At 63.6% G+C, this 20842-nt stretch carries 22 protein-coding genes; 19 read left to right on the top strand and 3 right to left on the bottom strand.

Annotated elements, in window-relative coordinates; all coding sequences use genetic code 11:
- The 18 genes from BST17_RS14165 to BST17_RS14080 all read left to right on the top strand — a co-directional run bounded on the left by BST17_RS14165 (nucleotide 1) and on the right by BST17_RS14080 (nucleotide 17229).
- Nucleotides 1-1140, top strand: a complete 1140-nt coding sequence (locus tag BST17_RS14165) for an acyl-CoA dehydrogenase family protein (protein ID WP_083059090.1) — start codon at nucleotides 1-3, stop codon at nucleotides 1138-1140.
- Between the two features lie 101 nt (nucleotides 1141-1241).
- Entirely contained in the window at nucleotides 1242-1934 is a 693-nt protein-coding gene (locus tag BST17_RS14160) for a nitroreductase (protein WP_083059087.1), read from the top strand.
- Entirely contained in the window at nucleotides 1931-2728 is a 798-nt protein-coding gene (locus tag BST17_RS14155; RefSeq protein ID WP_083059263.1) for an alpha/beta fold hydrolase, read from the top strand. The genes BST17_RS14160 and BST17_RS14155 overlap by 4 nt, the downstream gene beginning before the upstream one ends.
- An 87-nt stretch (nucleotides 2729-2815) precedes the next feature.
- Nucleotides 2816-4750: a flavin-containing monooxygenase gene (locus tag BST17_RS14150; protein WP_234807677.1), complete on the top strand. Its 1935-nt coding sequence runs from the start codon at nucleotides 2816-2818 to the stop codon at nucleotides 4748-4750.
- A 127-nt stretch (nucleotides 4751-4877) separates the two neighbouring features.
- The gene (locus tag BST17_RS14145; RefSeq protein ID WP_083059079.1) at nucleotides 4878-6197 is read left to right on the top strand and encodes a TetR/AcrR family transcriptional regulator; all 1320 of its coding nucleotides are present in this window, start codon (nucleotides 4878-4880) and stop codon (nucleotides 6195-6197) included.
- Nucleotides 6198-6324: 127 nt separating this feature from the next.
- Nucleotides 6325-6909 (top strand): hypothetical protein, encoded by a 585-nt coding sequence (locus BST17_RS14140; RefSeq protein ID WP_234807676.1) that lies wholly within the window; start codon nucleotides 6325-6327, stop codon nucleotides 6907-6909.
- A gap of 173 nt (nucleotides 6910-7082) precedes the next feature.
- Entirely contained in the window at nucleotides 7083-8021 is a 939-nt protein-coding gene (locus tag BST17_RS14135; protein WP_083059076.1) for an MlaE family ABC transporter permease, read from the top strand.
- A gap of 50 nt (nucleotides 8022-8071) precedes the next feature.
- Complete coding sequence (locus tag BST17_RS14130; protein WP_234807682.1) at nucleotides 8072-8890, top strand: MlaE family ABC transporter permease; 819 nt, start codon at nucleotides 8072-8074, stop codon at nucleotides 8888-8890.
- A gap of 21 nt (nucleotides 8891-8911) precedes the next feature.
- Nucleotides 8912-9991 (top strand): MlaD family protein, encoded by a 1080-nt coding sequence (locus BST17_RS14125; RefSeq protein ID WP_083059068.1) that lies wholly within the window; start codon nucleotides 8912-8914, stop codon nucleotides 9989-9991.
- Nucleotides 9988-10992 carry an MlaD family protein gene (locus BST17_RS14120; RefSeq protein WP_083059065.1) on the top strand — a complete coding sequence of 335 codons (1005 nt, stop codon included), beginning with the start codon at nucleotides 9988-9990 and terminating at the stop codon, nucleotides 10990-10992. Before BST17_RS14125 ends, BST17_RS14120 begins: the two co-directional genes overlap by 4 nt.
- Nucleotides 10993-10997: 5 nt before the next feature.
- Nucleotides 10998-11954 (top strand): MlaD family protein, encoded by a 957-nt coding sequence (locus tag BST17_RS14115; RefSeq protein WP_083059256.1) that lies wholly within the window; start codon nucleotides 10998-11000, stop codon nucleotides 11952-11954.
- Nucleotides 11954-13072: an MlaD family protein gene (locus tag BST17_RS14110; RefSeq protein ID WP_083059258.1), complete on the top strand. Its 1119-nt coding sequence runs from the start codon at nucleotides 11954-11956 to the stop codon at nucleotides 13070-13072. Before BST17_RS14115 ends, BST17_RS14110 begins: the two co-directional genes overlap by 1 nt.
- A gap of 2 nt (nucleotides 13073-13074) precedes the next feature.
- Nucleotides 13075-14073 carry an MlaD family protein gene (locus BST17_RS14105; protein ID WP_234807681.1) on the top strand — a complete coding sequence of 333 codons (999 nt, stop codon included), beginning with the start codon at nucleotides 13075-13077 and terminating at the stop codon, nucleotides 14071-14073.
- Complete coding sequence (locus BST17_RS14100) at nucleotides 14070-15035, top strand: MlaD family protein (protein ID WP_083059062.1); 966 nt, start codon at nucleotides 14070-14072, stop codon at nucleotides 15033-15035. Before BST17_RS14105 ends, BST17_RS14100 begins: the two co-directional genes overlap by 4 nt.
- A gap of 17 nt (nucleotides 15036-15052) precedes the next feature.
- Complete coding sequence (locus BST17_RS14095) at nucleotides 15053-15691, top strand: hypothetical protein (RefSeq protein ID WP_083059058.1); 639 nt, start codon at nucleotides 15053-15055, stop codon at nucleotides 15689-15691.
- A gap of 14 nt (nucleotides 15692-15705) precedes the next feature.
- The gene (locus tag BST17_RS14090) at nucleotides 15706-16290 is read left to right on the top strand and encodes a hypothetical protein (RefSeq protein ID WP_083059054.1); all 585 of its coding nucleotides are present in this window, start codon (nucleotides 15706-15708) and stop codon (nucleotides 16288-16290) included.
- Nucleotides 16291-16324: 34 nt separating this feature from the next.
- The gene (locus BST17_RS14085) at nucleotides 16325-16810 is read left to right on the top strand and encodes a hypothetical protein (protein WP_234807674.1); all 486 of its coding nucleotides are present in this window, start codon (nucleotides 16325-16327) and stop codon (nucleotides 16808-16810) included.
- 20 nt (nucleotides 16811-16830) lie between these two features.
- The gene (locus BST17_RS14080; protein WP_308214676.1) at nucleotides 16831-17229 is read left to right on the top strand and encodes a hypothetical protein; all 399 of its coding nucleotides are present in this window, start codon (nucleotides 16831-16833) and stop codon (nucleotides 17227-17229) included.
- 13 nt (nucleotides 17230-17242) lie between these two features.
- Here the strand turns inward: BST17_RS14080 and BST17_RS14075 are convergent, their stop codons facing one another.
- The 3 genes from BST17_RS14075 to BST17_RS14065 are packed head-to-tail and all read right to left on the bottom strand — an operon-like array spanning nucleotide 17243 to nucleotide 19273.
- Nucleotides 17243-18193: a quinone oxidoreductase family protein gene (locus BST17_RS14075; protein ID WP_083059050.1), complete on the bottom strand. Its 951-nt coding sequence runs from the start codon at nucleotides 18191-18193 to the stop codon at nucleotides 17243-17245.
- Nucleotides 18190-18375: a ferredoxin gene (locus BST17_RS14070; protein WP_083059046.1), complete on the bottom strand. Its 186-nt coding sequence runs from the start codon at nucleotides 18373-18375 to the stop codon at nucleotides 18190-18192. Before BST17_RS14070 ends, BST17_RS14075 begins: the two co-directional genes overlap by 4 nt.
- 4 nt (nucleotides 18376-18379) lie before the next feature.
- Nucleotides 18380-19273 (bottom strand): glucose 1-dehydrogenase, encoded by an 894-nt coding sequence (locus BST17_RS14065; protein ID WP_083059043.1) that lies wholly within the window; start codon nucleotides 19271-19273, stop codon nucleotides 18380-18382.
- Nucleotides 19274-19407: 134 nt separating this feature from the next.
- Between BST17_RS14065 and BST17_RS14060 the strand changes: the two genes are divergently transcribed.
- Nucleotides 19408-20727: an oxygenase MpaB family protein gene (locus BST17_RS14060; RefSeq protein ID WP_109750135.1), complete on the top strand. Its 1320-nt coding sequence runs from the start codon at nucleotides 19408-19410 to the stop codon at nucleotides 20725-20727.
- Nucleotides 20728-20842: the final 115 nt, after the last annotated feature.

Here is a 20842-nt window from a genome sequence, read left to right as displayed (position 1 = left end):
ATGCGGCGCAGCATCTTCGAGGCCGAGCACGACCAGTTCCGCGAGATGGTGCGGGCCTTCCTGATCAAGGAAGCCGTACCTCATTCCGAGGCGTGGGAAACGGCAGGAATCGTCGACCGCGACTTTTGGAAGGCAGCCGCGTCCCAAGGGCTCGTGGGCTTTGCCGCGTCCGAGGCGCACGGGGGTGCCGGACAGGCCGATTTCCGGTTCAACGTCGTTCTGGACGAAGAGGTCGTGCGGACCGGAACGGTGGGCGACGGCTTCTCGCTGACCAACGACATCGTGCTGCCCTACTTTCTCGAATTGTCTGACGAAGAGCAGGCCGACCGCTGGATTCCTGGAATCGTGGACGGATCTTCGGCCATTGCGATTGCGATGAGTGAACCCGGCACCGGATCGGATCTGCGCGCCATGACCACCACGGCTCGCCGCGACGGCGATAGTTGGTTGCTCACCGGCGCCAAAACTTTCATCACCAACGGCCTGCAAGCCGATCTGGTGATCGTGTGCGCACGGATCCCGGATTCCGATGGCGGGGGATTCGGCCTGTTCGTCGTCGAAGGTGGCCAGGACGGCTTCGAGCGAGGTCGCAAACTGGAGAAGATCGGACGGAAGGCCCAGGACACCGCCGAACTCTTCTTCCACGATGTGCGGGTCGCGGATGCCAATGTTCTCGGCGAGCCCGGCAAGGGGTTGCGCTATATGATGGCCAACCTCTCGCAGGAACGGTTGTCCATGGCGATCACCGCCGTGGCCAGCGCCGAGCATGCATTGTCCATCGCTCTCGAATACTCCAAGGAGCGCAAGGCTTTCGGTCAGGCGATCGGCAGCTTTCAGGCCAACCGGTTCACCCTGGCCGAGCTGTCGACCAAGGTGCAGATCGCCCGGGTCTACCTCGACCACTGCGTGCGATCTCATTGCGCCGGAGAGCTGTCGGCGGCCGATGCTGCAGGGGCGAAGTTCTGGACCACGGAACTGGAGTTCGAGGCACTGGACACTTGCCTGCAATTGCACGGCGGCTACGGATACATCGAAGAGTACGAGGTCGCCAGACGCTGGCGGGATTGCCGGGTGCAGCGCATCTACGGCGGTACCAACGAGATCATGCGCGAGATCGTCGGCCGGTCCCTCGGTCTGTGATCGGCCGCAATGCCCACCTTATAGTCCATACATAATGTATGGCTCCGTCGCCTGACCGACAGCGTTCGCGTCAGCATCGATCAGATCGGGGAATCTATTCCATGACAACACAATCGACCGCTCAGTCGAGTGCGCTCGCGGACCTCATGTACCACCGCTGGAGTTGCCGGGGGTTCCTGGCCGACGATGTCCCGCGCGCGGTCATCGAGCAGATCGTCGATATCGCACGCCGCACGCCCTCCTGGTGCAACACCCAACCCTGGCATCTGCACATCACCTCGGGCCCGGCGACCGACACGTTCCGGACGAGTCTGGTACAGAGTTGGGCCGCGGATCCTCAACTGCACACCGACTTCGAGTTTCCGGCGACCTACGAAGGCGAGTATCTCGAGCGCCGACGCGCCAGCGGGTGGCAACTCTACGAGGCTCTCGGCGTCGAAAAAGGCGACCGGGCCGCCTCTGCCCGCGAGATGCTGCGCAATTTCGAGTTCTTCGGTGCGCCCCACGTCGCGATCGTGACCGCGCCCGCCTCGCTCGGGGTCTACGGGGCGGTGGACTGTGGCTTATTCGTCCAGAGCTTCCTGCTGGCGGCCCAGAGCTATGGTGTGGCCGCGGTGCCGCAGGCCGCGCTGGCCAGCCATTCCCACTTCATCCGTGCACATTTCGATCTGCCGGCCGATCGCCGGGTACTGCTGGGCATATCGTTCGGATATCCCGATCCGGATCATCCGGCCAACTCGTACCGCACCCCGCGCCGTGCGGTCGAAGACGTCGTCACGTGGGCGGAGGCGTGAACTCATTCATCGATGTCGGTGACGGTGTCCGGCTGCGGATCCGGACACTCGGCAGCGGTAGGCCAGTGCTGCTGATTCACGGTTGGACGCTCGCACACGAGGTCTGGGACCGTCCCATGCAGGTGCTGGCGGCCGCCGGTCATCAGGCCATAGCGATCGACCTGCGCGGACACGGTGATTCGGATGCGCCGTTGGCAGGGTATGGCGTCGAACAACTGGCGGCCGACGCGGCCGCGGTACTGCGCGCTGTCGTCTCCGTACCGGCAACTGTGGTCGGTTGGTCACTCGGTGGTCTGACCGCACTGCGGATGGCGTATGACTATCCCGACCTGGTTTCCGGGGTGGTGACTGTCGCATCGGTGGGCGCTGCCCATGTCCGACACGATGCGTACCCGTACGGCCCGCCCGCAGGGGAGCCTGCCGAGTCGGCACTGCGGGCGTTCGAGTTCGCCGACCGGATCCGTTTCCGGCGCAAAGCGATCGGTGACCTATTCAAGGATGTGCCCGCACCCCATGTGCTGGACTGGTTACATGGCGTGTCATTGCGGACGCCCGGTTGGGTGGCGGGTGCCTGCCTGTCCACTCTGTTCAGGACCGAGCAAACCGCGCTGCTGAAGGACATCACGGTCCCGGTGTCGCAGATCATCGGTACCCACGACCCCGGGTTGTCGGTGGAGGGCGCGAAGTGGGTGCAGGAGCAGGTCGACGGCCGGTTGACCGAACTCGACTGCGGTCACTATCCGATGTTGGAGTGTCCTGATGACTTCGACAGGGCTCTACTGTCGGTGGTCTGAGCTGCGCGCCGCCGAGTGTCGTTGACACTGCGTATGAACGCTATGTATGGTCCGGATATGCAATTTCGCAACGATTCTCTCTCCCGCTTGGCGTCGTTGAGTGATGACGATCTGTCCGACCTTCTGCGGTCGGCCAACATCCCGACCCTGCTGGCGACACTGGCACATCTGACCGGTGAGGATCGGTGGATCCAGCCGCCATATACCCCGACGCACCGTCGCGATATCGACGACCACGACGACGGTGGTCTTCCCGAAGAAATCGTGCAGGAGATCCGCAACGGGGCATTCGCGGTGCTGACCGAACTTCGCGACGGCGTGCGCACCCCGGCGCCGGAACCGACACCGGAGCGGTTGGTGCAGATCTTGTCGGTGTCGGTGGGCGAACCCCTGCCCGCCGACTACGGCCGGTTGCTCGGCGAGGAATTGGGCATCTACCAGCGCAGCGGCGTACCGCAGGCGCCTGCCGAGGTTCGTAGCGCGTACCACGTGGCGATCATCGGAGCGGGGCTCTCCGGGCTGTGCCTGGCGATTCGACTTGAGCAGGCCGGTATCGGTTATACGGTTTTCGAGAAGAACGACGATGTCGGTGGGTCCTGGGAGGAGAACCTTTATCCTGGCTGTGGCGTAGACACTCCGAGTCACCTGTACTGCTTCTCGTTCGACCAGAATCCAGACTGGACGCGCTACTTCGTACACCGCGATGAATTGGCGGCGTATTGGCGCGCGTTGGCTGACCGGTGGGGTGTGCGCCCGAACATCAGGTTCGGTACCACAGTCGAGTCGACCCGCTTCGACGAGCAGTCGGGCCGCTGGGAGGTCCGGGCGGTGGGGCGCGACGGCTCTGTCGAAATCATCGAGACCAACGTCGTGGTGAGCGCGGTCGGTCTGCTGAATCAGCCCGCGCTACCGAGGATTGCGGGCATTGATTCGTTCGAAGGGCCGTGCCTGCACACCGCGCGGTGGGATCGCTCCGTCGAGCTCGCCGGTAAACGTGTTGCGGTGATCGGGACCGGTGCCAGCGCCATGCAGTTTGTCCCGGCCGCCGCCGAGGTGGCCGGCGCGGTGACGGTGTTCCAGCGCTCGCCGCAGTGGGCCATGCCGCATCCCAACCAGTCACGCGAGGTGTCGGACTCCGTGCGCAAGCTGCACCAGCACATTCCGCACTACCTGGGCTGGTACCGGCTGCGGGTGTTCTGGCGGATGGGTGATCGGCTGCACAGCCTGCTACAGGTGGACAAGAACTACGAGCACCCCGATCGGGCCATCAACAAGGGCAACGACTCGCTACGCAAGATGCTGACCGGCTACATCCAGACGCAACTTGAGGGCCGACCGGACCTGATAGCCAAGAGTGTGCCGGACTACCCGGTGTACGGGAAGCGGCTGCTCATCGATCACGGGTGGTACTCCGCGATCCGCCGGGACAACGTGGAGTTGATCACCGATGCGATCGAACGGATCACGCCTACCGGGATACGGCTGGTAGATGGCACCGAAATCGAGGCCGATGTGATCGCGTTCGCCACCGGATTCGACGCGGTCAACGTGTTGGGCTCGATCGACGTGTACGGCCGCGAGGGCCGGTCGTTGCATGAGCAGTGGGGGACCGACGATGGTCGTGCCTATCTCGGTATCTCGGTACCGGGGTTCCCGAACTTCTTCTGTCTGTACGGTCCCAACACCAACACCGGGCACGGCGGTACCGTCATCGCCGGTACCGAGATGCAGGTGCAGTACGTGACCCAGCTCATCGCCCGGATGATCGATGACGAGCTGTCGACTGTCGAGGTTCGTCAGGAGGTCTTCGACACGTACGACGAGGAACTGGGGGAGGTGCTCGCGAACTCCATCTGGACCCATCCGGGCATGAGCACCTATTACCGCAACTCCAAGGGCCGGGTCGTGACCAACAGCCCGTGGAAGTACATCGATTACTGGCGGCGCACGCACGAGCCCAAGTTGACGGACTACGCCGTGACCCACGGAGCCGAGTCGGTGCATCTGCAGCCCCAGCTCTGACACGCGTGAGCCGAGTCGGTGCGATAGCGTCGGCGGATAGTTACCGTGTCAAAGGACACAGTCCGAAGTGGGATTTGTCCGTACGAGATGACCAGTCAGAGTATCTAGACACTGCTATCCTGACCGAGTGAAACCGTCGCTTCCCGTTCGGCAACGTCCTCGCAGCCACAGCGGATCCGGCAATGCCGAACTCGCCATCTTCGCCGCGTTGGAAGCGCTACTCGCGGAGTCGTCCTTCCAGGACGTCACTGTCGCGCAGATCATCAAGCGCGCCAAGTTGTCCCGCGCGAATTTCTACCACTACTTCGCGTCCAAGTACGACGTGTTGGTGGCCATGGTGGCCCGGTTGCTCGACGAGGCGTATTCGCACGGTCCGTGGGAGTTCGGCGAGGGCAAATCGCGGGAGCGGGCGATGGACACCTCGTTGCGTCGCACCATAGAGATGTGGACCGAGCACGGTGCGGTGGTGTGTGCCGCCGTGGAGCACATGCACGGCAATCCGATGTTGGCCGCCGCGTGGAATCAGATGCTGGAGCGCTTCGTCACCGCGATCGCCGAGCAGATCACCTACGAACGGGAGCAGGGCAAGGCGCCCGCCAGTCAGGTGCCACCGGACCTGATCGCACGGGTTCTGGTGTGCGGGCTGGAGCGGTCGTTCTATGTCGGTTCGTTGGGCTTGGACCCGCGGATTCCCGACGCCGAATCCGCTGTCGAGTCGATCGTGGAACTGGTCTTCGCGGCCACGTATGGCACCAAGCGGCCGGCGTCCCGGATGCGGCGGCGGGTGAAGCCGAAGGCCAAGGCGGTGTCGAGTCCGGTGACGGTGGATCGACCGGACGGCCAGGCCGACAGCGGCGATACCGCTGCTGTCGAACCCGACATGGCAGCGGGCATCCTCGCCGCCATGACGCAGGTGCTTGCCGAACGGTCGCTGGACGAGCTCAGTGTCGCCGATGTCCTGACCGCCGCAAACGCCTCCCGCGCATCGTTTTACTTCTACTTCAGCAGTAAAGATGACGCGTTCGTCGCGCTGTTCCGCACCGCCTCGGAGGGAATCGCCTCGGGGTTCGAGATGCTGGCACAAGCAAACCGCGCCGACTCCGCCGAGATCGAAAAAGTGATCACCGAGTGGTTGAGCTACGACATCGAGACGCTGGCGGTGGCACGCAACGCAATTCATGAATGGTCGCGCCGGCCAGAACTTCGCGAGCTCTATCTGGCAACGATCACCCGGATGACCGACACCTTGGAGGCCGTCATCGAGGCCGATCGGGAATCCGGGATCGCAATCGAGGGGCCACCGGCCGCACAACTGGCGGCGGTATTGATGTGGACGTTCGAACGCAGCTTCGCCGGTGCCATGGCCGGCGAGGCACACCTCGACGACACCGACAACCTGGCCGTGTTTCTCGCGAGTCTGCTGAATGCGGTGGTGTACGGGCGCTGACGCCCGTTCGCCTTCCGACCAATTGACGGTCACGTCGAGGCAGCAAACCAATTTCGAGAACCTCTGTTCAGCCTGTCTGAACATCGTGTATGTTCGGTCCATGCGTTGTTCGGGCCACTGTGCCGAGATGTCAAAGGCGCTGCTGCGTAGGGGTGTTGCGATTGCGGCGCTCGTCGTGTCCGCGGGCTTTTGGGTGGCGCCGTCGTCCGGATTCACCGCCTCGGCCGAACCGCCGGCGCCCGCAGCCGCCAGTCCCTGGCCTGATATCAAGTACTACGACCGCGTCGATGCGCTCCCGTTTGCTGTGCCCGGCGGGGTGTGGTTCACGACTCCCAATGGGCAGAACTGCGGGATCTGGCGGCGCGGCAGCTTCGGCTGCACGGGCTTCATTCCGGGTGCGCCGCAGGGCACCCGACACATCGGGTGGATCGATGGTGACCGCGCCGTCCACTACGACTGGACGGTCGGGATTCGGTTCCCGAACTCGCAGGCACAGTTGCCGCTGCGCCCATACAGTGTCATCGCCCATGAGGGGACCACCTGCGCGATCACGCCGTTGAGCGGCACCTACTGTGAGCGCGGGCCAATGCGTTTTCTGATCGAACCCACCAGGACGTGGCTGTCCGCTCCCTGGATCGACCTGAGTTGGGTCCAACTGGGCCCAGCGTCGTGCAGCCCTCCTGACACTCCCGGCGCCCCCTGCTACAGCTGATTCAACCACGCCTGCAGCAAAGACCTGCAGAGTCGAAGCAATTGACCATACGCAATGTACATACGTAGTGTACTGTGAGCCGCGAAGAACGTGGTCTGGAACACAGTCCGTCCGAAACTGTGAGGTACCAGACCATGGCGAGCGCTACCGACACGCAAAGGGATGAGCTCTGAATGTCAGTACAGACCAGGGGTGACGACGTCATCGAGGGTGCGCCGTCGCTCGTCGATGGCTCTGCCTCCGCGGCGGCTGCCGGTCCGCGCAGTGGCAGACACGGCGCCGGCCGGCCCGCGGCCCGAGCGGTCGTCCGCAGGGGCGTTGGCCGATTCGCAGCCATTCCGGTCAACAGTGCGGCCACCATGGGACGTGCCGTCCTGCTGGCCGCCTCGGTGTTGCGCTACGCCGTCGTCGATACGCTCACATTCCGACTGCCTTTCGGCGAGTTCATTGTGCAGGCTTGGCAGCTACTCAAGGTCACGGCACTGCCGGCGATGCTGATGGCCATTCCCTTCGGTGCGATGATCGCTGTCCAACTCTCGGGTCTGGTCAACGAGGTGGGTGCGAACTCATTGGTCGGTTCGGCCACCGGTGTGGCCGTACTGCGCCAGGGGGCCCCGGTGACCGCGGGTCTGCTGATGGGCGGGGCCGCTGCCGCCGCCATCGCCTCTGACTTCGGCGCCCGCGCCATCCGCGAGGAACTCGATGCCATGCGCGTGCTCGGTCTGGATCCCGTTCGGCGACTGGTTGTTCCGCGCTTCCTGGCGCTCATTGCCATTGCGCCGCTGTTGTGCACCATCATCATCGCCATGGGTGTCGGTGCCGCATTCGTGATTGCGGTGACGATCAACGATGTGACACCGGGCAGCTTCTGGCTCTCGTTCGGAGCCTTCGCCAAACCCATCGATGTGTGGTTCACCATCGCCAAGGCGATGATCTTCGGCGCCATCGTCGCGGTGGTGGCTGCCCAGCGCGGTATGGAGGCCAAGGGTGGGCCGAAGGGCGTCGCGGACGCGGTGAACGCCTCCGTGGTCATCAATGTGATCGCGATCGTGTTCGTGAACCTGGCCGTCACCCAGTTCCAGTCGATGTTCTTTCCGATGGCGGTGGCGTGATGGTAGCCGCGTCCACCGGACGACGTAGTGCCCCCGCGCGCCACCTGCGGATGCCGAAACTCTTTGCCGGCCCGCAGAAGGTGCTGCAGGAAGCCGGTCAGTGGGCCGTCTTCATCGCCCAGACGTTCATCCTGCTGCCCACGACCGTGCGCCGCTACCGCCGCGAAACGCTGCAGGTGATGAACAATCTCGCCTGGGGTAAGGGATCACTCATCGTCGACGGCGGTGTCATCAGCGTCCTGGCCATCCTTGGTATCACCGTCGGTGCGATCGTCGCCATCGAGGCGTTCGCCACCCTGAACCTGATCGGACTGGGGTCGCTGACCGGCATCATCGGCGGCTGGGGCAATGTGCGTGAGATGGCTCCGTTGGTGGCCGGCGTCGCCTACGCCTCACAGGCCGGTTGCCGGATGACCGCGGAGATCGGTTCGATGCGTATCGCGGACGAGATCGACGCGACCGAGGCAATGGGTCTGCGGTCCATTCCGTTCGTTGTCGGCACACGGGTCATCGGCGGTTTGCTCTGTGTCATACCGGGATTTCTACTGACGTTGGTGATCAGCTTCTACATCTCCAAGCTGATCATCGGCGGGGCATACAACCAGCCCGAGGGCACCTACGACCACTACTTCGTCCAGTTCCTGACGCCGGAGGACATCGGTCTGTCTCTGCTCAAAGCGGCCGTCTTCTGTACCGCGGTCACCATCATCCACTGCTACTTCGGCTATTTTGCTTCCGGCGGTCCGGTGGGTGTGGGTCAGGCATCGGGCAGGGCGATCCGATCGAGTCTGGTCACCATCATGGTGCTGGATCTGGCGATGACAATCCTGCTGTTCGGCATCCAGCCCAACTTTGTGTTCAAGGGATAGGGGATCGTCATGTTGTTGAGAATGACGGCCGATGCCGAGGCCCGCCGGCTGCGGCTGGTCGGTGCGATCCTGCTGTCCTGCTGCGCGCTGGTGGTCACATTCCTGGTGGTGAATCCGTTCCGTGGGCGGCCCGCGGATCTCATGTCCGTCGCGCTGACCGTTCCCTATCTCGGGCAAGGTGTCACCGACGGCACGCCGATGATGATGCATGGGGTCGAGGTCGGAACCATCACTTCGGTCACCAATCTGTCCAGCGGGCAGGTGCGGATCGATGTCGACCTGCAGACCACACCGACGCAAGGGCTCACCGACGCCTTCGAGATCGATTTCCGTACTGCCAACTACTTCGGCGTGACCGGTGTCAACATCACTCCCGGCGCCGGTGGCAACGCGCTGCGTGACGGCGCGAGTTTCACGACCATGCCCAAGGGAAATTACACGCTGCAGACGTTGCTCTACAGGCTCGGTGAGATCACCGGTGGCGTGGTGACCCCGCAGTTGATCCAGGTCATCGATCGGGCGACGCGCTACACCGACGGGCTCACTCCGCTGGTCGAAACCATGGTCGTCGTCGCCGAAGCGGTCACCGACGTGCAGACGGTGACCACCGAGCAGCTGTTGCGGCACGCCGCCGGTGTGAGTGTTGCGGTGCCCGGACTGGTCAAGGGAATCTCGGACGCCGGCTGGGCGATAAATCAAAGAGCCGGATTTGCCACCGCCGAGGTGACGGCGCGCGAATCGCTGCTCAACCACGAGCAGATTCCGGTGCTCGGCGAGCCGCTTTCCGCCGAGTACTGGGACACCCGGGCTCGACCCACATTCGAGGTCATCGCAGGAAAGTTCTTCGGTGCGGTGGGCACGTTGGTCTCCTCGCACTCGACTGATCTGGCGCCGGCGGTCAGCATCGTCAAGACGCTGACGGACACTGTGCCCGGCCTGGTGGCACCCGAGGACATCGGTGCCAGTTTGACCGAACTTCGCAGCCGCTTCGAGAAGATGTACGCCGGTTCACCGGAACAGCGGGCGCTACAGGTCCACATCATGCTCGACAACCTTCCCGGGGTCGCAGCACCGATCAATGCGATGGGTGGTGTGTCATGACAGCCCGGTCTGCCCTGTGGCGCTTCGTTTTGGCCGTAGCGGTCGTGCTCGTGATCTTCATTGCGATCATGAATGTGTTGCGGCAACCGGTGGCCGGTGACACCCGGGTGTTCACTGCTGAATTCAGCGACGCGTCCGGGCTGCGCATGGACGCCGATGTCCGGGTCCGCGGTGTCCGGGTGGGCAAGGTCCAAGACATCGCGTTGGAACGCCGATCCGGCCAGAGCGTGGCCGCCGTCCGGTTCAGCCTCGCCGACCGCTACGGGGTGGTACCGACAAGTCGGCTGTCGATCAAATACCAGGCCCTCACCGGTTTGCGCTATCTCGACATCACCGACCCTGTCGAATCCGATGCGCCGCCGGAGACGATGGACAGGATCCCGGTCAACATGACGCAGCCGTCGTTCGACATCACGACCTTGTTCAATGGCTTGCAGCCGGTGCTGGCCACCCTCAGTCCCGATGAGATCGACCAGTTCACAGAGAACGCGGCCAACCTGTTGACCGGCGACGGGGGCGGTCTGGCGCCGATGCTGGACAGCATCCGCAAGCTGACCGAATTCACGTCGGACAGACAGCAGGTGATTTCGGTCTTGATGGCGAATCTGAATGCAGTCGCCGACGAATTGGGCGGGCAGTCAAAGGATCTGATCCAGATCATCGACTGGGTCAACCGTCCTCTCGATGCATCGCTCACGGTGCTCGACGAGTTCCGTAAGTCCGAGCTCTACGGCCCAGGGTTCACGTCTGCGGCCTCACGGCTGCTGCTGAACATGGGCTTCGACGGTGAGACAGCCGATATCGACCTCGGCCTTGACCGCGCATTCACTGCTCTCGACAATTTCACCGAGTCGGTCAAGAAGATCCCGGTGATCTGGGATGACATCGGTCCGCCCACGTCACCCGGCGAACCGGTGCCGTGTTCGCGAGGACAAGCGCGACTGCCGGAGTCGATGGACGTGCTCTTGAACGGACAAAGGGTGATCCTGTGCAATCAGTGAAGAAGATGTCGTTGAATCCAACCTTCTGGGGGACCGCCGCACTGACGTTGTTGGCGATTCTCGCCGTGGTGGCAGGTCTGCTCTACGTCAGCCCACCTGGGCAGCGCGCCGTGGTCTTCTACACCGATGACGCGGCCTCGCTGCGCTCCGGGGAGGACGTCCGGATCGCCGGCATCACGGTCGGCAAGGTCAAGGAACTTTCCATGGAACCCGAGCAGATCAAGGTGACCGCGCTGGTCGATTCCGAGGCTTTTGTCGGGGACCAGTCCCAGATCCAGGTGAGAATGCTGACCGTGGTCGGCGGGTACTACGTCAACCTGGTCTCGTTGGGTGACAAACCGCTTGGCGCACAGCCGATCCCGATGGAGCGGGTCAAGATGCCGTACAACCTGATGAGCGCGTTGGCCGACGCCACCAAGATCACCGACGACGTCGATCCCGCGCCGATCCGGGAGTCCCTCGACCGCATCCAGGCCGGCATCAACGACGGCAACGTCAGCACCATCTCGGCAATCATCGAGGCGGGCAACGCCCTGACCGCCACGATGGAACGGCAGCGCGGACAGATCACGAACATCCTCAACGTCACCGACGAGTATCTGGAGTCGATGAACGGCTATACCGAGCAGTTCCGGCAGATGGTTCGCAAGATCGCCATCCTGGAGCAGACCCTGACGGTGTACAGCAAGGGGTTTGCGGCTGCTCTCAGTGGTATGGGTGACATCGGTGATCGCTTCCTCAAGCCCTTCGGAGAGTTCTGGGTGAACAACCGGGATGCCTTCTTGCAGAAGGTGCGCGACGCCCAGGACCGAGTACGCCGCTGGGCCGACAACAACAGCCGCATCATTCCCCGGTTGCGCCGGGTCCGGGACAAGATCAACCGCATGCTCGACGCCCAGAACGCCGCACCAGAGCTACTGGCTACAAACTTCTGCATCCCGATGCCGGGGAGTCCGTGCTGATGAACACAACACACCGCAACCGCCCGGTCCGCGCACTGGCCACCACATTGGCGCTCGGTACCGTCATCGCCTCGGCGTCCGCTTGCGGCGCACAGGCCACCGCCTCGGCGCCGACCCGCTGCGCGATGATGCCCGACGCCATCGGTTTGTACGTGGGCAATCCGGTGACCCAGATGGGGTACGAGATCGGCAAGATCACGTCGATCGAACCGAAGGGCACGGCGGTCCGCGTCGACTTCACGCTGACCACGGATCGGCAACTGCCCGAGGATGTCCGGGCCGTAATCCGATCACCATCGATCGTGGCCGACCGCGCAGTGGAACTCGTCGGAAACTATACCGGCGGACCGCAATTTACCGCCGGCGCCTGTGTCCCGCTGGACCGGTCGTTCTCGCCCAAGACGATCTCGCAAGTCATCGGCTCCGCCGACGAATTCCTCGACGCCATCAACGCCGACGGTTCGACGAACATCGCCGACACCATCGGCGGTATCGACCGGCTGGCACAGAACAACGGTGCCGGCGCCGCAGCGCTGCTGCGCTCGTCATCGGCGCTGTTGGACAGCCCCGATCAGGCGATCGGTGATCTGGGATCGATCACCCGTAACCTCGCCGATCTCACGACCACGTTGACCGACCTTCGTGACCCGATCAAGCAGATCATGCTCGACGCCCAGCAGACCACACCGGATCTGGCGATTGCCCTCGACGGTGGTGCGCGCATGGGCGGATTCCATGAGATGAGCAACTTCGGGCCGCTGAGTGAAGTGGTCGCCGTCTTGGAAACCCGAATGGGCGACGAAACCCAGATCACGCTCGATACGTTGAGCGCCCTCATCAGGAAGACCACTCCGCATGCCAATGCCATCTCGGATCTGTTCACCCCGGTCCCGTGGTGGATCAACACCTTTGCCAACCACTTCAACAACCGCCAGTTCCACACCTTCAACATCGCCTATCGGCCTCCGATGTTCCGGGTGCCGACCCACAACGGGTTGGCCATGTGCGGCTTCATGAACGCGTCGACACCAGGAAGTTGCGCCGATATCAACGGCGTTCCGTACGCCGTCGATGTGGCATTACTGCAGTACGCCCTCACTGAGGCGGCCCGCAAATGATCATCCGCAGGTCGATGGCCGCGGCTGTCGCTGCCGGTTCGGTGGCCGTCCTGTTATCCGGGTGCACTTCGCTGTCGGTGAATTCCCTTCCGCAGCCCGGCAATCAGTACCGTGACGGGTACGATATGACGTTGGAGTTCTCCAACGTGCTGAACCTGCCCGACCGCGCAAAGGTCGTCCTGGACGGCACCCCGGTGGGCGTGGTGACCGGGGTGAGCGTCGAGCAGGACAGGGTCGACGTGACGGCCCGGATCGATTCGGTGGTGGCGGTCCCGGCGAATACGCGGGCAACACTGCAGCAGGCGACCGTCCTTGGTGACACTTACCTGGCCCTGGAACGGCCGGCGGCCGATACCGCACCGGACGTGCCGATCCCGCCGGACGGGCGGATTCCTCTCGCCCAGACCATCTCGCCCCCGCAGCTGGAGGACACGTTGGCGAACCTGGCCAACTTCGTCGGCAGTGGTTCGATCCAGCGCATCCAGACCAGCATCATGGGGTTGAACCGGGTCACACCGGAGCGCTCGGATGAGTTGCGCGCCATGGTGTCCAGGGTGGCGGAAGACCTGGCCGATCTGGGTGACAACATCGACACCGTCGACCAATTGCTCCACGGTGCCTCTCAAACGGGTGCGGTCCTGTCCGCCAACCGGCCCAACTACCGATTCTGGTTCTCCGACACCGGCATGCTCGGCTTCGACCGGGCCACCGAGACCTCCAGCTACATCGGCACGCTGGTGCCTTCGATCGGCAGCATCTACAGCGGTGGCTATTGGCTGACTCCGATGCTGAACTCGTTGGCCGACGCCATGGGTGCCGTGCAGCAGAGCAAGTGGGCCATCGAGGACGAATATCCGAAGTGGCAGACCCTGATGACCGAGTACTTCATGCCGGCGGACAAGTACCCCGCGATCAACATCACGTCCATCACCGCACCGGACGGCAGGGAACTGCTGCCCAACGTGGCCGACGTGCTCCGGATTCTGGGGGCGATGCCATGAGAGCCATGAAGATCCTGCTGTCGTTCGGTGCATTCGGTCTGATCATCGTGCTGTCGCTGGTGTACATAAGTTCCTTCGGTCTCCAGGCCAAACCGCCGGACAACCGCGCGTCCTACTCGATGGATGTACCCGATATCAAGGGTCTCGTGGTCGGATCCAGCGTGCTGTTGCGCGGTGTCCGGGTCGGCGAGGTCACCGGCATCCGGTCGCGACTCGATGACGCGACCATTGACTTCTACGTCAACGGTGACCATGAGATCCCGGTCGACACCGATGTCCGTCTGGAAAACCTGTCCGCACTGGGCGAGGCCTTCGTCGGGTTGGCGCCCCGGACCCTCGATGGACCGGTCTTACAGGACGGTCAGCACATCGTCGCCGAGGCCGTCACCGTGCCGCCCTCGATCTCCGAACTGGCAACCAGTGTTGTCCGCGTCCTGAACCAATCCGATCCCGAGCAGCTCAAACGGATTGTGAACGAGGCGGATGCCGGCCTGCCCGACCCGCAAGAAGTGCTACCGAACCTGGCCAGGACCAGCGAATTGCTGCGCACCACGGTCGAGGGCATGCAGGGCCAAGGTCGGCAGACCTTGGCGAACTTCCAGACGCTGCTGCAGAACGCCGACTGGGTCGGGCCGGTGCTGGCGGATCTCGGGCCCATGGTCGGTCAGACCGGTCTCAACGCCGGCAACATCTTTCGCTCGTTCCTCACCACGGTGGCGTGGAACAACCCCAGCAATATGGAGGACTTCGGCAAATTCCTGGCCCGGATACAGCAGTTCCTCGATGACCGCGCGCCCGATGTCAAGGTGCTCACCGAGGCGTTGCTGCCGCACTTCAAAGGCATCGGGGGTTCGCTGATGAACTTCGACTCCGGGCGCATCCTGGACAACATGCTGAGGAACATTCCCGCTGATGGTGCCATCCAGTTGCACGTCACCATCCCTGAAGCCCCCAAGCCCTAGATAGGAAGGTCAGGAAGATGAGCAAATCAGTCCTGGAAATCGACGCCCCGGACAATCGCAACGAGGATGTTGCCGGTCAGGAGTCCGGTCTGTCGACGAGTACAGGGGCTGCCTCGGCGGAATCAAAAGCGGTCAAGCGGCTTTCGATTACAGTGCGCAGTCTGGTGTTCTTTGCGGTGATCGTGGTCATGGCCGCCGCGATCGGGGTGCTGGCGTGGCTGTATGTGGGCGCCGCCGGCAAGATCGACGCGCAGGAGACGGCCGCGGCCAACGAGCAGCGAGCCGAGGAAATTGCATTGACCTACGCGGTCAACGCCGCACAGATGAACTTTCGAGATTTCGGTGCCTGGAAGGTGAAGCTGGTCGACAACACCACCCCGGAGCTCAAGGAAAAGCTGGGCCGGGCCTCCACCGATATGGAGCAGGTGCTCGCGCCGCTGCAGTGGGACTCCACGGCGCGTCCGCTGGCCGCTGCCGTGCGCTCCGATGCGGCCGGGATCTATGTCGTGGACACCTTTGTCAGCGTGCTGACCAAGACCGCGCAGTCGCCGGAAGGCATGCAGTCCACCGCCACGTACGGGATCACGATCGACAGCAACAACGGTTGGCAGATCAGCGATGTCGGCGGAATCGACGCCGTGCTCGGACAGAACTGAGTGACGGAATACTCATGCGTCTACCAGTCTGTGTGGCAACACTCGTAGCATGCGCGGTGCTGACTGCACCCGCCGCAGCGGCGGACCCGCCCCGCTACAACGATGCCCCTCCGCCACCGCTACCCGACGTCGTGCCGACCGAAAGCGTTTGGCAGCCGCAGTTCCCCTTTCCTTTCGACAAGTTGCGCAACCACGTCACCGAAGCCGATGTCAATGCCCAACGGGAGATGTGCCAGTGGTTTCCGCAGTACCGCGAGCTCAAGATCCAGATCGAGAATCTGAACAACCTGGTCATACGTAACAACGGTAAGTTCGACGCGCCGGGCGTATCCGAGTTCGCCAACGCGGTGACCGCCAATATCGACAAGTCGATCGCCTTCCTGACACCGCGGGTCCAAGCACTGACCAGGGACCAGAATCATGCCGGCGATATTTTCTTTCCGCTATACCAAGGGGAGAGCTTCTATCGGCTCTGGGAACAGCTGTCGAATGTCGGCAACGGAATCAAGGCCCGCCAGCCAACCTGGTTCGTCGGGCCGTCATTCCAGCACGCACAACGATTCGGTAGCAAGATCGAGCGCTCGCATGTTTGCGGCTGAGCAACTCGGCATCAGCACAGGAAGTCTCATTCACATGGCACATCACTTCGTCGGCACCCGGCGGGCCCGAAGAGCGGGCGTCCTGCTGGCGGTGGCGGCATGGGCCGGTATGGGAGTGGCGCCGGCCGCGGCGGCCGACCCCGCTTCCGCATTTACCACCGCAGTCATCGCGGCGCGCAGCGCATCCGGTTGCGAGCCGCTGCGGTACGACCCGATCCTGGAGCGAGCCGCCGATATCGTGAACCGTTCGACCGTTTCCTATTTCGACACGACCTCGGCGGTGATTCCGGCGGACACCGCGCCGCAGCCGCTGCCGATCCTGAAAGACCTCGGCAGTCCGGCCGGTCGCGCAACCCTGCTGCAGGGTGCTTCGCAGACCGCCGGAATGGAGATCAAGGGCGCCATTGTGCAGGGGTTCACCACCCTGCCCGACTGCTCCTACACCGACTTCGGTACCAGCAGCATCTATTCGGAATCCACCGGATACAGCATGGTGGTCGCCGTGCTGGCCGGCCCGTGACCGTCAGACAGGAGAGCTTCGTGAACAGGCTCGTCACACTCGGGATCTGCGCGGCAGCGGCGCTGCCGCTGACGATTTCGGCGCCCGCGGCGCTGGCCGAGGACACGGCCGCACCCGCGGATGTCGTCACCTACGAGGTGGTCTCGCCGGTGGTGCGCGCGGCGAATATCGAATACGTCACCGAAACGGGTCGGGTCTTCGCCCCCAATGTGGCTCTACCGTGGCGCTTCACCGTGCCGGTACACGACGCACTGGGGCCACCACCGAACGGTAGCCAGGTGCGTGCCGACTGGCGTTTCACCCGCGGTCCGGCGCGGTGGGTGTCGGTGCGGGTGTATGTCAACAACACACTGATCTGTCAGAACACCCTCGACATCGGCAATGCCGCGTGCTACGGAAGTACCCCGCGCATCACCTGAGTGCGGCGATCAGTCAGAACACGATCAGCGGCCGCCCACGCAGCCCGCCCGCCTCGACGGCGCGGTGGGCGTCCGCCGCCCGGTCCGGTCCGTAGCGTCCGGTCACATCCAGGAAGTCGAAAGCCCCCTCGGTGGCCAGCGCGCTCAGTTCCAATAGGCCGGCGGTGTCAAGGAGGCGCTCACGAACCCAAACGGGTCGCACGCTGATGCCCCGCGGCGCAACATCGTCGAATGTACGCACCGTGGCAAAGCGGCCGTTATCTCGAATGGCGTCGAACAGATCGGCGCCGAGCAGCGCGGTGTCCAGCACCGCGTCCAGACCGCTCCCGGTTGCAGCGTAAAACCGTTGCGCGAGACCGGAGCCCCGCTCCACGACGACATCGACACCGCGTCGTAGCAGCGTGTCCCGGTCGTCGGGGCGGCCGTCGGCGATGACAGTGATTCCGGCCCGCTTGGCCAGCACCGTGACGAAGGCCGATAAATACCCGGCGCCGCCGGTGATACCCAGCGTTGATCCGGGCGCGAGATCCAGACAACTGAGAGCTTCCAGGGCGGTGAGACCGTTCATCGGCAGCATCGCAGCCTGCTCGACCGACAGACCGTCGGGAATGGGGGCAACCGCGGCCTCCGGCACGACGATAAGTGCGGAGTGCGCGCCACCCTCGGGGCGACGTGGCATCACGATCGCCATCACAGGATCGCCTGGGGATAAACGCGTGACACCGTCGCCGATCGATTCGACGGTCCCGGCTGCATCCATCCCCGCGATGTAGGGCGGTGTGAAGTCGGCGTAGGCCGCCGCCACCAGACCGCTGCGGGTGGCGATGTCGGTCGGATTGACGGCCGCGGCTTGGACGGCGATACGGACTTCGCCCGCCCGTGGTGGTCGGACGTCGACCGACCCCGCCTGGAGAACGTCCGGTGTGCCGAACTGCGGGATGAGGACTGCGGTGGTTTGTGTCATGTCAACCTCAAGGCGTTTACGGGGCAGGACGATACGGCGCGTCGGACACTGGATTCACGCGCGGCCGGGATCTCATCGGCCACGTCGAGTTCATCGTCATCGTTGATGACGAAGATATCCGGAGCATGGGATTCACACATGCCGATGGCGGTGCAACGATCCCGGTCGACGCTCACCTGCATCGGCTCATCCCCGCGCCGGCGCGAGTTTGCCATCGGACACCGCAAGGCCCGCGGCCGGGCCGCAACCGACCAATCCGCCATCGACCGGCAGGACTGCGCCGGTGAGGTAACGACCCGCGCGCGAACCGAGCAGAATCGCCACCCCGGCGATCTCGTCGGGTTGGCCGAATCTCCCGAGCGGGATTGTCGAGTCGATTGCCTGCTTGGCAGTGGGGTCCTCGACCACGAATTTGGTCATTTTGCTCTCGAACAATCCGGGTGCGATGGCGTTGACGCGGATCCCCTCGGGCGCGAGGCGTTTCGCGAGATGTCGGGTCAGGTGGTGCACCGCAGCCTTGCTGGCACCGTAGCTGTAGCTCTCCATGGCGGGGACGTTGATGCCGTCCGCCGACCCGATGTTGATGATGCTTGCGTCGCCCGAGGTCTCGACGGCTGCACGAAGGGCAGGTAGCGCTGCCGTCGTGAAGTGGAACAGACCTTCGACGTTGGTGTGCATCACCTTGTCCCAGCCGGATTCGGGAAACGCTTCCAGTGGTGCGCCCCAGGTCACGCCGGCGTTGTTCACCAGTACATCGACGGCGCCGAGGGCGTCGGTTGCCGCGGCGGACAGGGCGCGTGCGTTGGCAGGGGAGGAGACATCGCCCACCAGGGCGGTGATGTCCCCGACAGCACGCAACTCATCCTGGGCCTGGGCGGCGGATTCGCCGTTGCGGGAGGAGATCACGACCTTTGCGCCGGCTGCTGCGTATCCGGCGGCGATCATCCTGCCGATCCCACGGGTACCGCCGGTGATGACGACGCGCTTTCCGGTGACGTCGAACAGGGGGGTGACAGCGTCTGATTGGGTCACGTTTTGCCTCGCTCCGGGTCGTTTCGGATAAGCATACAGAGTGTTCATACAGATACAACAGACACGTTGACTTATGGCTTGGGCCACAGTAGCGTCGGTCACACTGCGACAGAACCGCAGGCCAATTGAGGTCGAGCCGGGAGCGGCGACAGCTGTTGCGTGAACAGATGAGGAGGAGTGTCATGACGACCGATCAGGCCGTGTACCGCGAGGGATCGCTCGACGTGCCCGAAGGTTTGCCCCGAGGGATCGACCTGGGCAGGATCAACAACCGTGAGATCGCTTTGGCGCGTTACGGACGTGATTACACCGAGCGGTTGACCGACCACGCACTGCTCGGCGATGACCACGCCTACCGGGCTTTCCTCGATTTCAAGGACAAGTCCAAGAACGCGAGCTGGCGCATGTTCGAGCAGGCGCTGGATCATGGCATCGATTCCCTCGACGATCCATCTGACGGTCTGGTCGGCCTGTTCGAACAACTCGATCACGTCCCGGATTGGGTGGACTGGGATCAGCTCTACCGAGGCGCCATCGCCGTGTGGCGGGTCGGTCCGGCGGCGCCGATGGTGTTGACCTACTGCTCGATCGGCGCAGGGTTCTCGATGTACAGCTCCACGCGTCCGGTGTTGTTCAGCGGCCGGCTCAAGGATCAGCAGGAGGTGGGCGGCCGGCTCACCGAGAGCTTCCGCTACGTGGTGTCCGCCTATGGTCCGGGCCAGATGACTCGCAAGGGTGATGGATTCCGGCTGACCGCCAAGGTGCGCATGATTCACGCGGCGGTGCGCAACACGCTGAGCCACTCGCCGCACTGGGACTGGGAGGCATGGGGTTTGCCGATCAGCAACCTGGATTCGATGAACACCCAGGCCGGTCAGTTCGGCGTCACCCTGGTCGACGGTATCCGGGCAGCCGGCATCCGGCTCAGCGATCAGGAGGAAGAAGACATCTTCGCGCTGAGCCGCTACGTCGGCTGGGTGATCGGTATTCCCGAGTCGATCCTGCACACGAACGTCGACGACGCCCGCATGAAGGTCAAGTTCCACAAGCTGGTCGAGTTGCCTGCCGATGATCTGTGCCGTGAGGTCGTCAAGACCATCATCGAGTACGCCTCGGAGAAGCCGCCGGGCGATGCCGAGATCCTGCCCGCCGCAGTCGCGAAGTTCATGACCACTGAACGCCGTACGCATTTGGCGTGGGGCCTGATCCAGAACTGGCAGCCCAAGTACGTCAACGAGATGCTCGGTGTGGAGAAGACCCCGTGGCGGTTCGCCATGCCTGTTGCCAAGCCGTTCATCTCGGCGGCCGATCGCATCTCGCGTCTGCTGCCGCACGACGACGAGGCCAAGGCCATGAAGACCATCAAGATGCTCGGCGGGGCCATCGAGCTTCCTGATGACCAGCGCGAGCAGGAGGTGGCCAACCCGGAGACGCTGACTGCCGATATCGCTGCCAACAAGGGCAAGGTGCCGCGTCGCAGCAAGCAAACGGTAGGAGTCTGACGGCCCCGGTCGTATCTCGGTACCCGATGATGGCCGTGATCGCTCGGCGTGAAGGTCAATGGCGCCCTCCATGCCGGCGGTCACGGCCATCGTCGTGCTCAGCGTTCGGGCGAAC

The sequence above is a fragment of the Mycolicibacterium bacteremicum genome, assembly GCF_002086115.1.
GTDB classification, from domain to species: domain Bacteria; phylum Actinomycetota; class Actinomycetes; order Mycobacteriales; family Mycobacteriaceae; genus Mycobacterium; species Mycobacterium bacteremicum.
The sequence above is the reverse complement of the archived record's forward strand: the minus strand, read 5'-3'. Positions and strand labels throughout refer to the sequence as shown.

Excerpts from the sequence above, each read along its gene's own strand:
- BST17_RS14095 (WP_083059058.1), top strand. The coding sequence starts at position 15,053 with ATGAGCAAATCAGTCCTGGAAATCGACGCCCCGGACAATCGCAACGAG.
- BST17_RS14110 (WP_083059258.1), top strand. The coding sequence starts at position 11,954 with ATGAACACAACACACCGCAACCGCCCGGTCCGCGCACTGGCCACCACA.
- BST17_RS14065 (WP_083059043.1), bottom strand. The coding sequence starts at position 19,273 with ATGAACACTCTGTATGCTTATCCGAAACGACCCGGAGCGAGGCAAAAC.
- BST17_RS14115 (WP_083059256.1), top strand. The coding sequence starts at position 10,998 with ATGTCGTTGAATCCAACCTTCTGGGGGACCGCCGCACTGACGTTGTTG.
- BST17_RS14060 (WP_109750135.1), top strand. The coding sequence starts at position 19,408 with ATGACGACCGATCAGGCCGTGTACCGCGAGGGATCGCTCGACGTGCCC.
- BST17_RS14130 (WP_234807682.1), top strand. The coding sequence starts at position 8,072 with ATGCCGAAACTCTTTGCCGGCCCGCAGAAGGTGCTGCAGGAAGCCGGT.
- BST17_RS14160 (WP_083059087.1), top strand. The coding sequence starts at position 1,242 with ATGACAACACAATCGACCGCTCAGTCGAGTGCGCTCGCGGACCTCATG.
- BST17_RS14070 (WP_083059046.1), bottom strand. The coding sequence starts at position 18,375 with ATGCAGGTGAGCGTCGACCGGGATCGTTGCACCGCCATCGGCATGTGT.
- BST17_RS14120 (WP_083059065.1), top strand. The coding sequence starts at position 9,988 with ATGACAGCCCGGTCTGCCCTGTGGCGCTTCGTTTTGGCCGTAGCGGTC.
- BST17_RS14165 (WP_083059090.1), top strand. The coding sequence starts at position 1 with ATGCGGCGCAGCATCTTCGAGGCCGAGCACGACCAGTTCCGCGAGATG.
- BST17_RS14125 (WP_083059068.1), top strand. The coding sequence starts at position 8,912 with ATGACGGCCGATGCCGAGGCCCGCCGGCTGCGGCTGGTCGGTGCGATC.
- BST17_RS14090 (WP_083059054.1), top strand. The coding sequence starts at position 15,706 with ATGCGTCTACCAGTCTGTGTGGCAACACTCGTAGCATGCGCGGTGCTG.
- BST17_RS14140 (WP_234807676.1), top strand. The coding sequence starts at position 6,325 with ATGTCAAAGGCGCTGCTGCGTAGGGGTGTTGCGATTGCGGCGCTCGTC.
- BST17_RS14075 (WP_083059050.1), bottom strand. The coding sequence starts at position 18,193 with ATGACACAAACCACCGCAGTCCTCATCCCGCAGTTCGGCACACCGGAC.
- BST17_RS14100 (WP_083059062.1), top strand. The coding sequence starts at position 14,070 with ATGAGAGCCATGAAGATCCTGCTGTCGTTCGGTGCATTCGGTCTGATC.
- BST17_RS14085 (WP_234807674.1), top strand. The coding sequence starts at position 16,325 with ATGGCACATCACTTCGTCGGCACCCGGCGGGCCCGAAGAGCGGGCGTC.
- BST17_RS14135 (WP_083059076.1), top strand. The coding sequence starts at position 7,083 with ATGTCAGTACAGACCAGGGGTGACGACGTCATCGAGGGTGCGCCGTCG.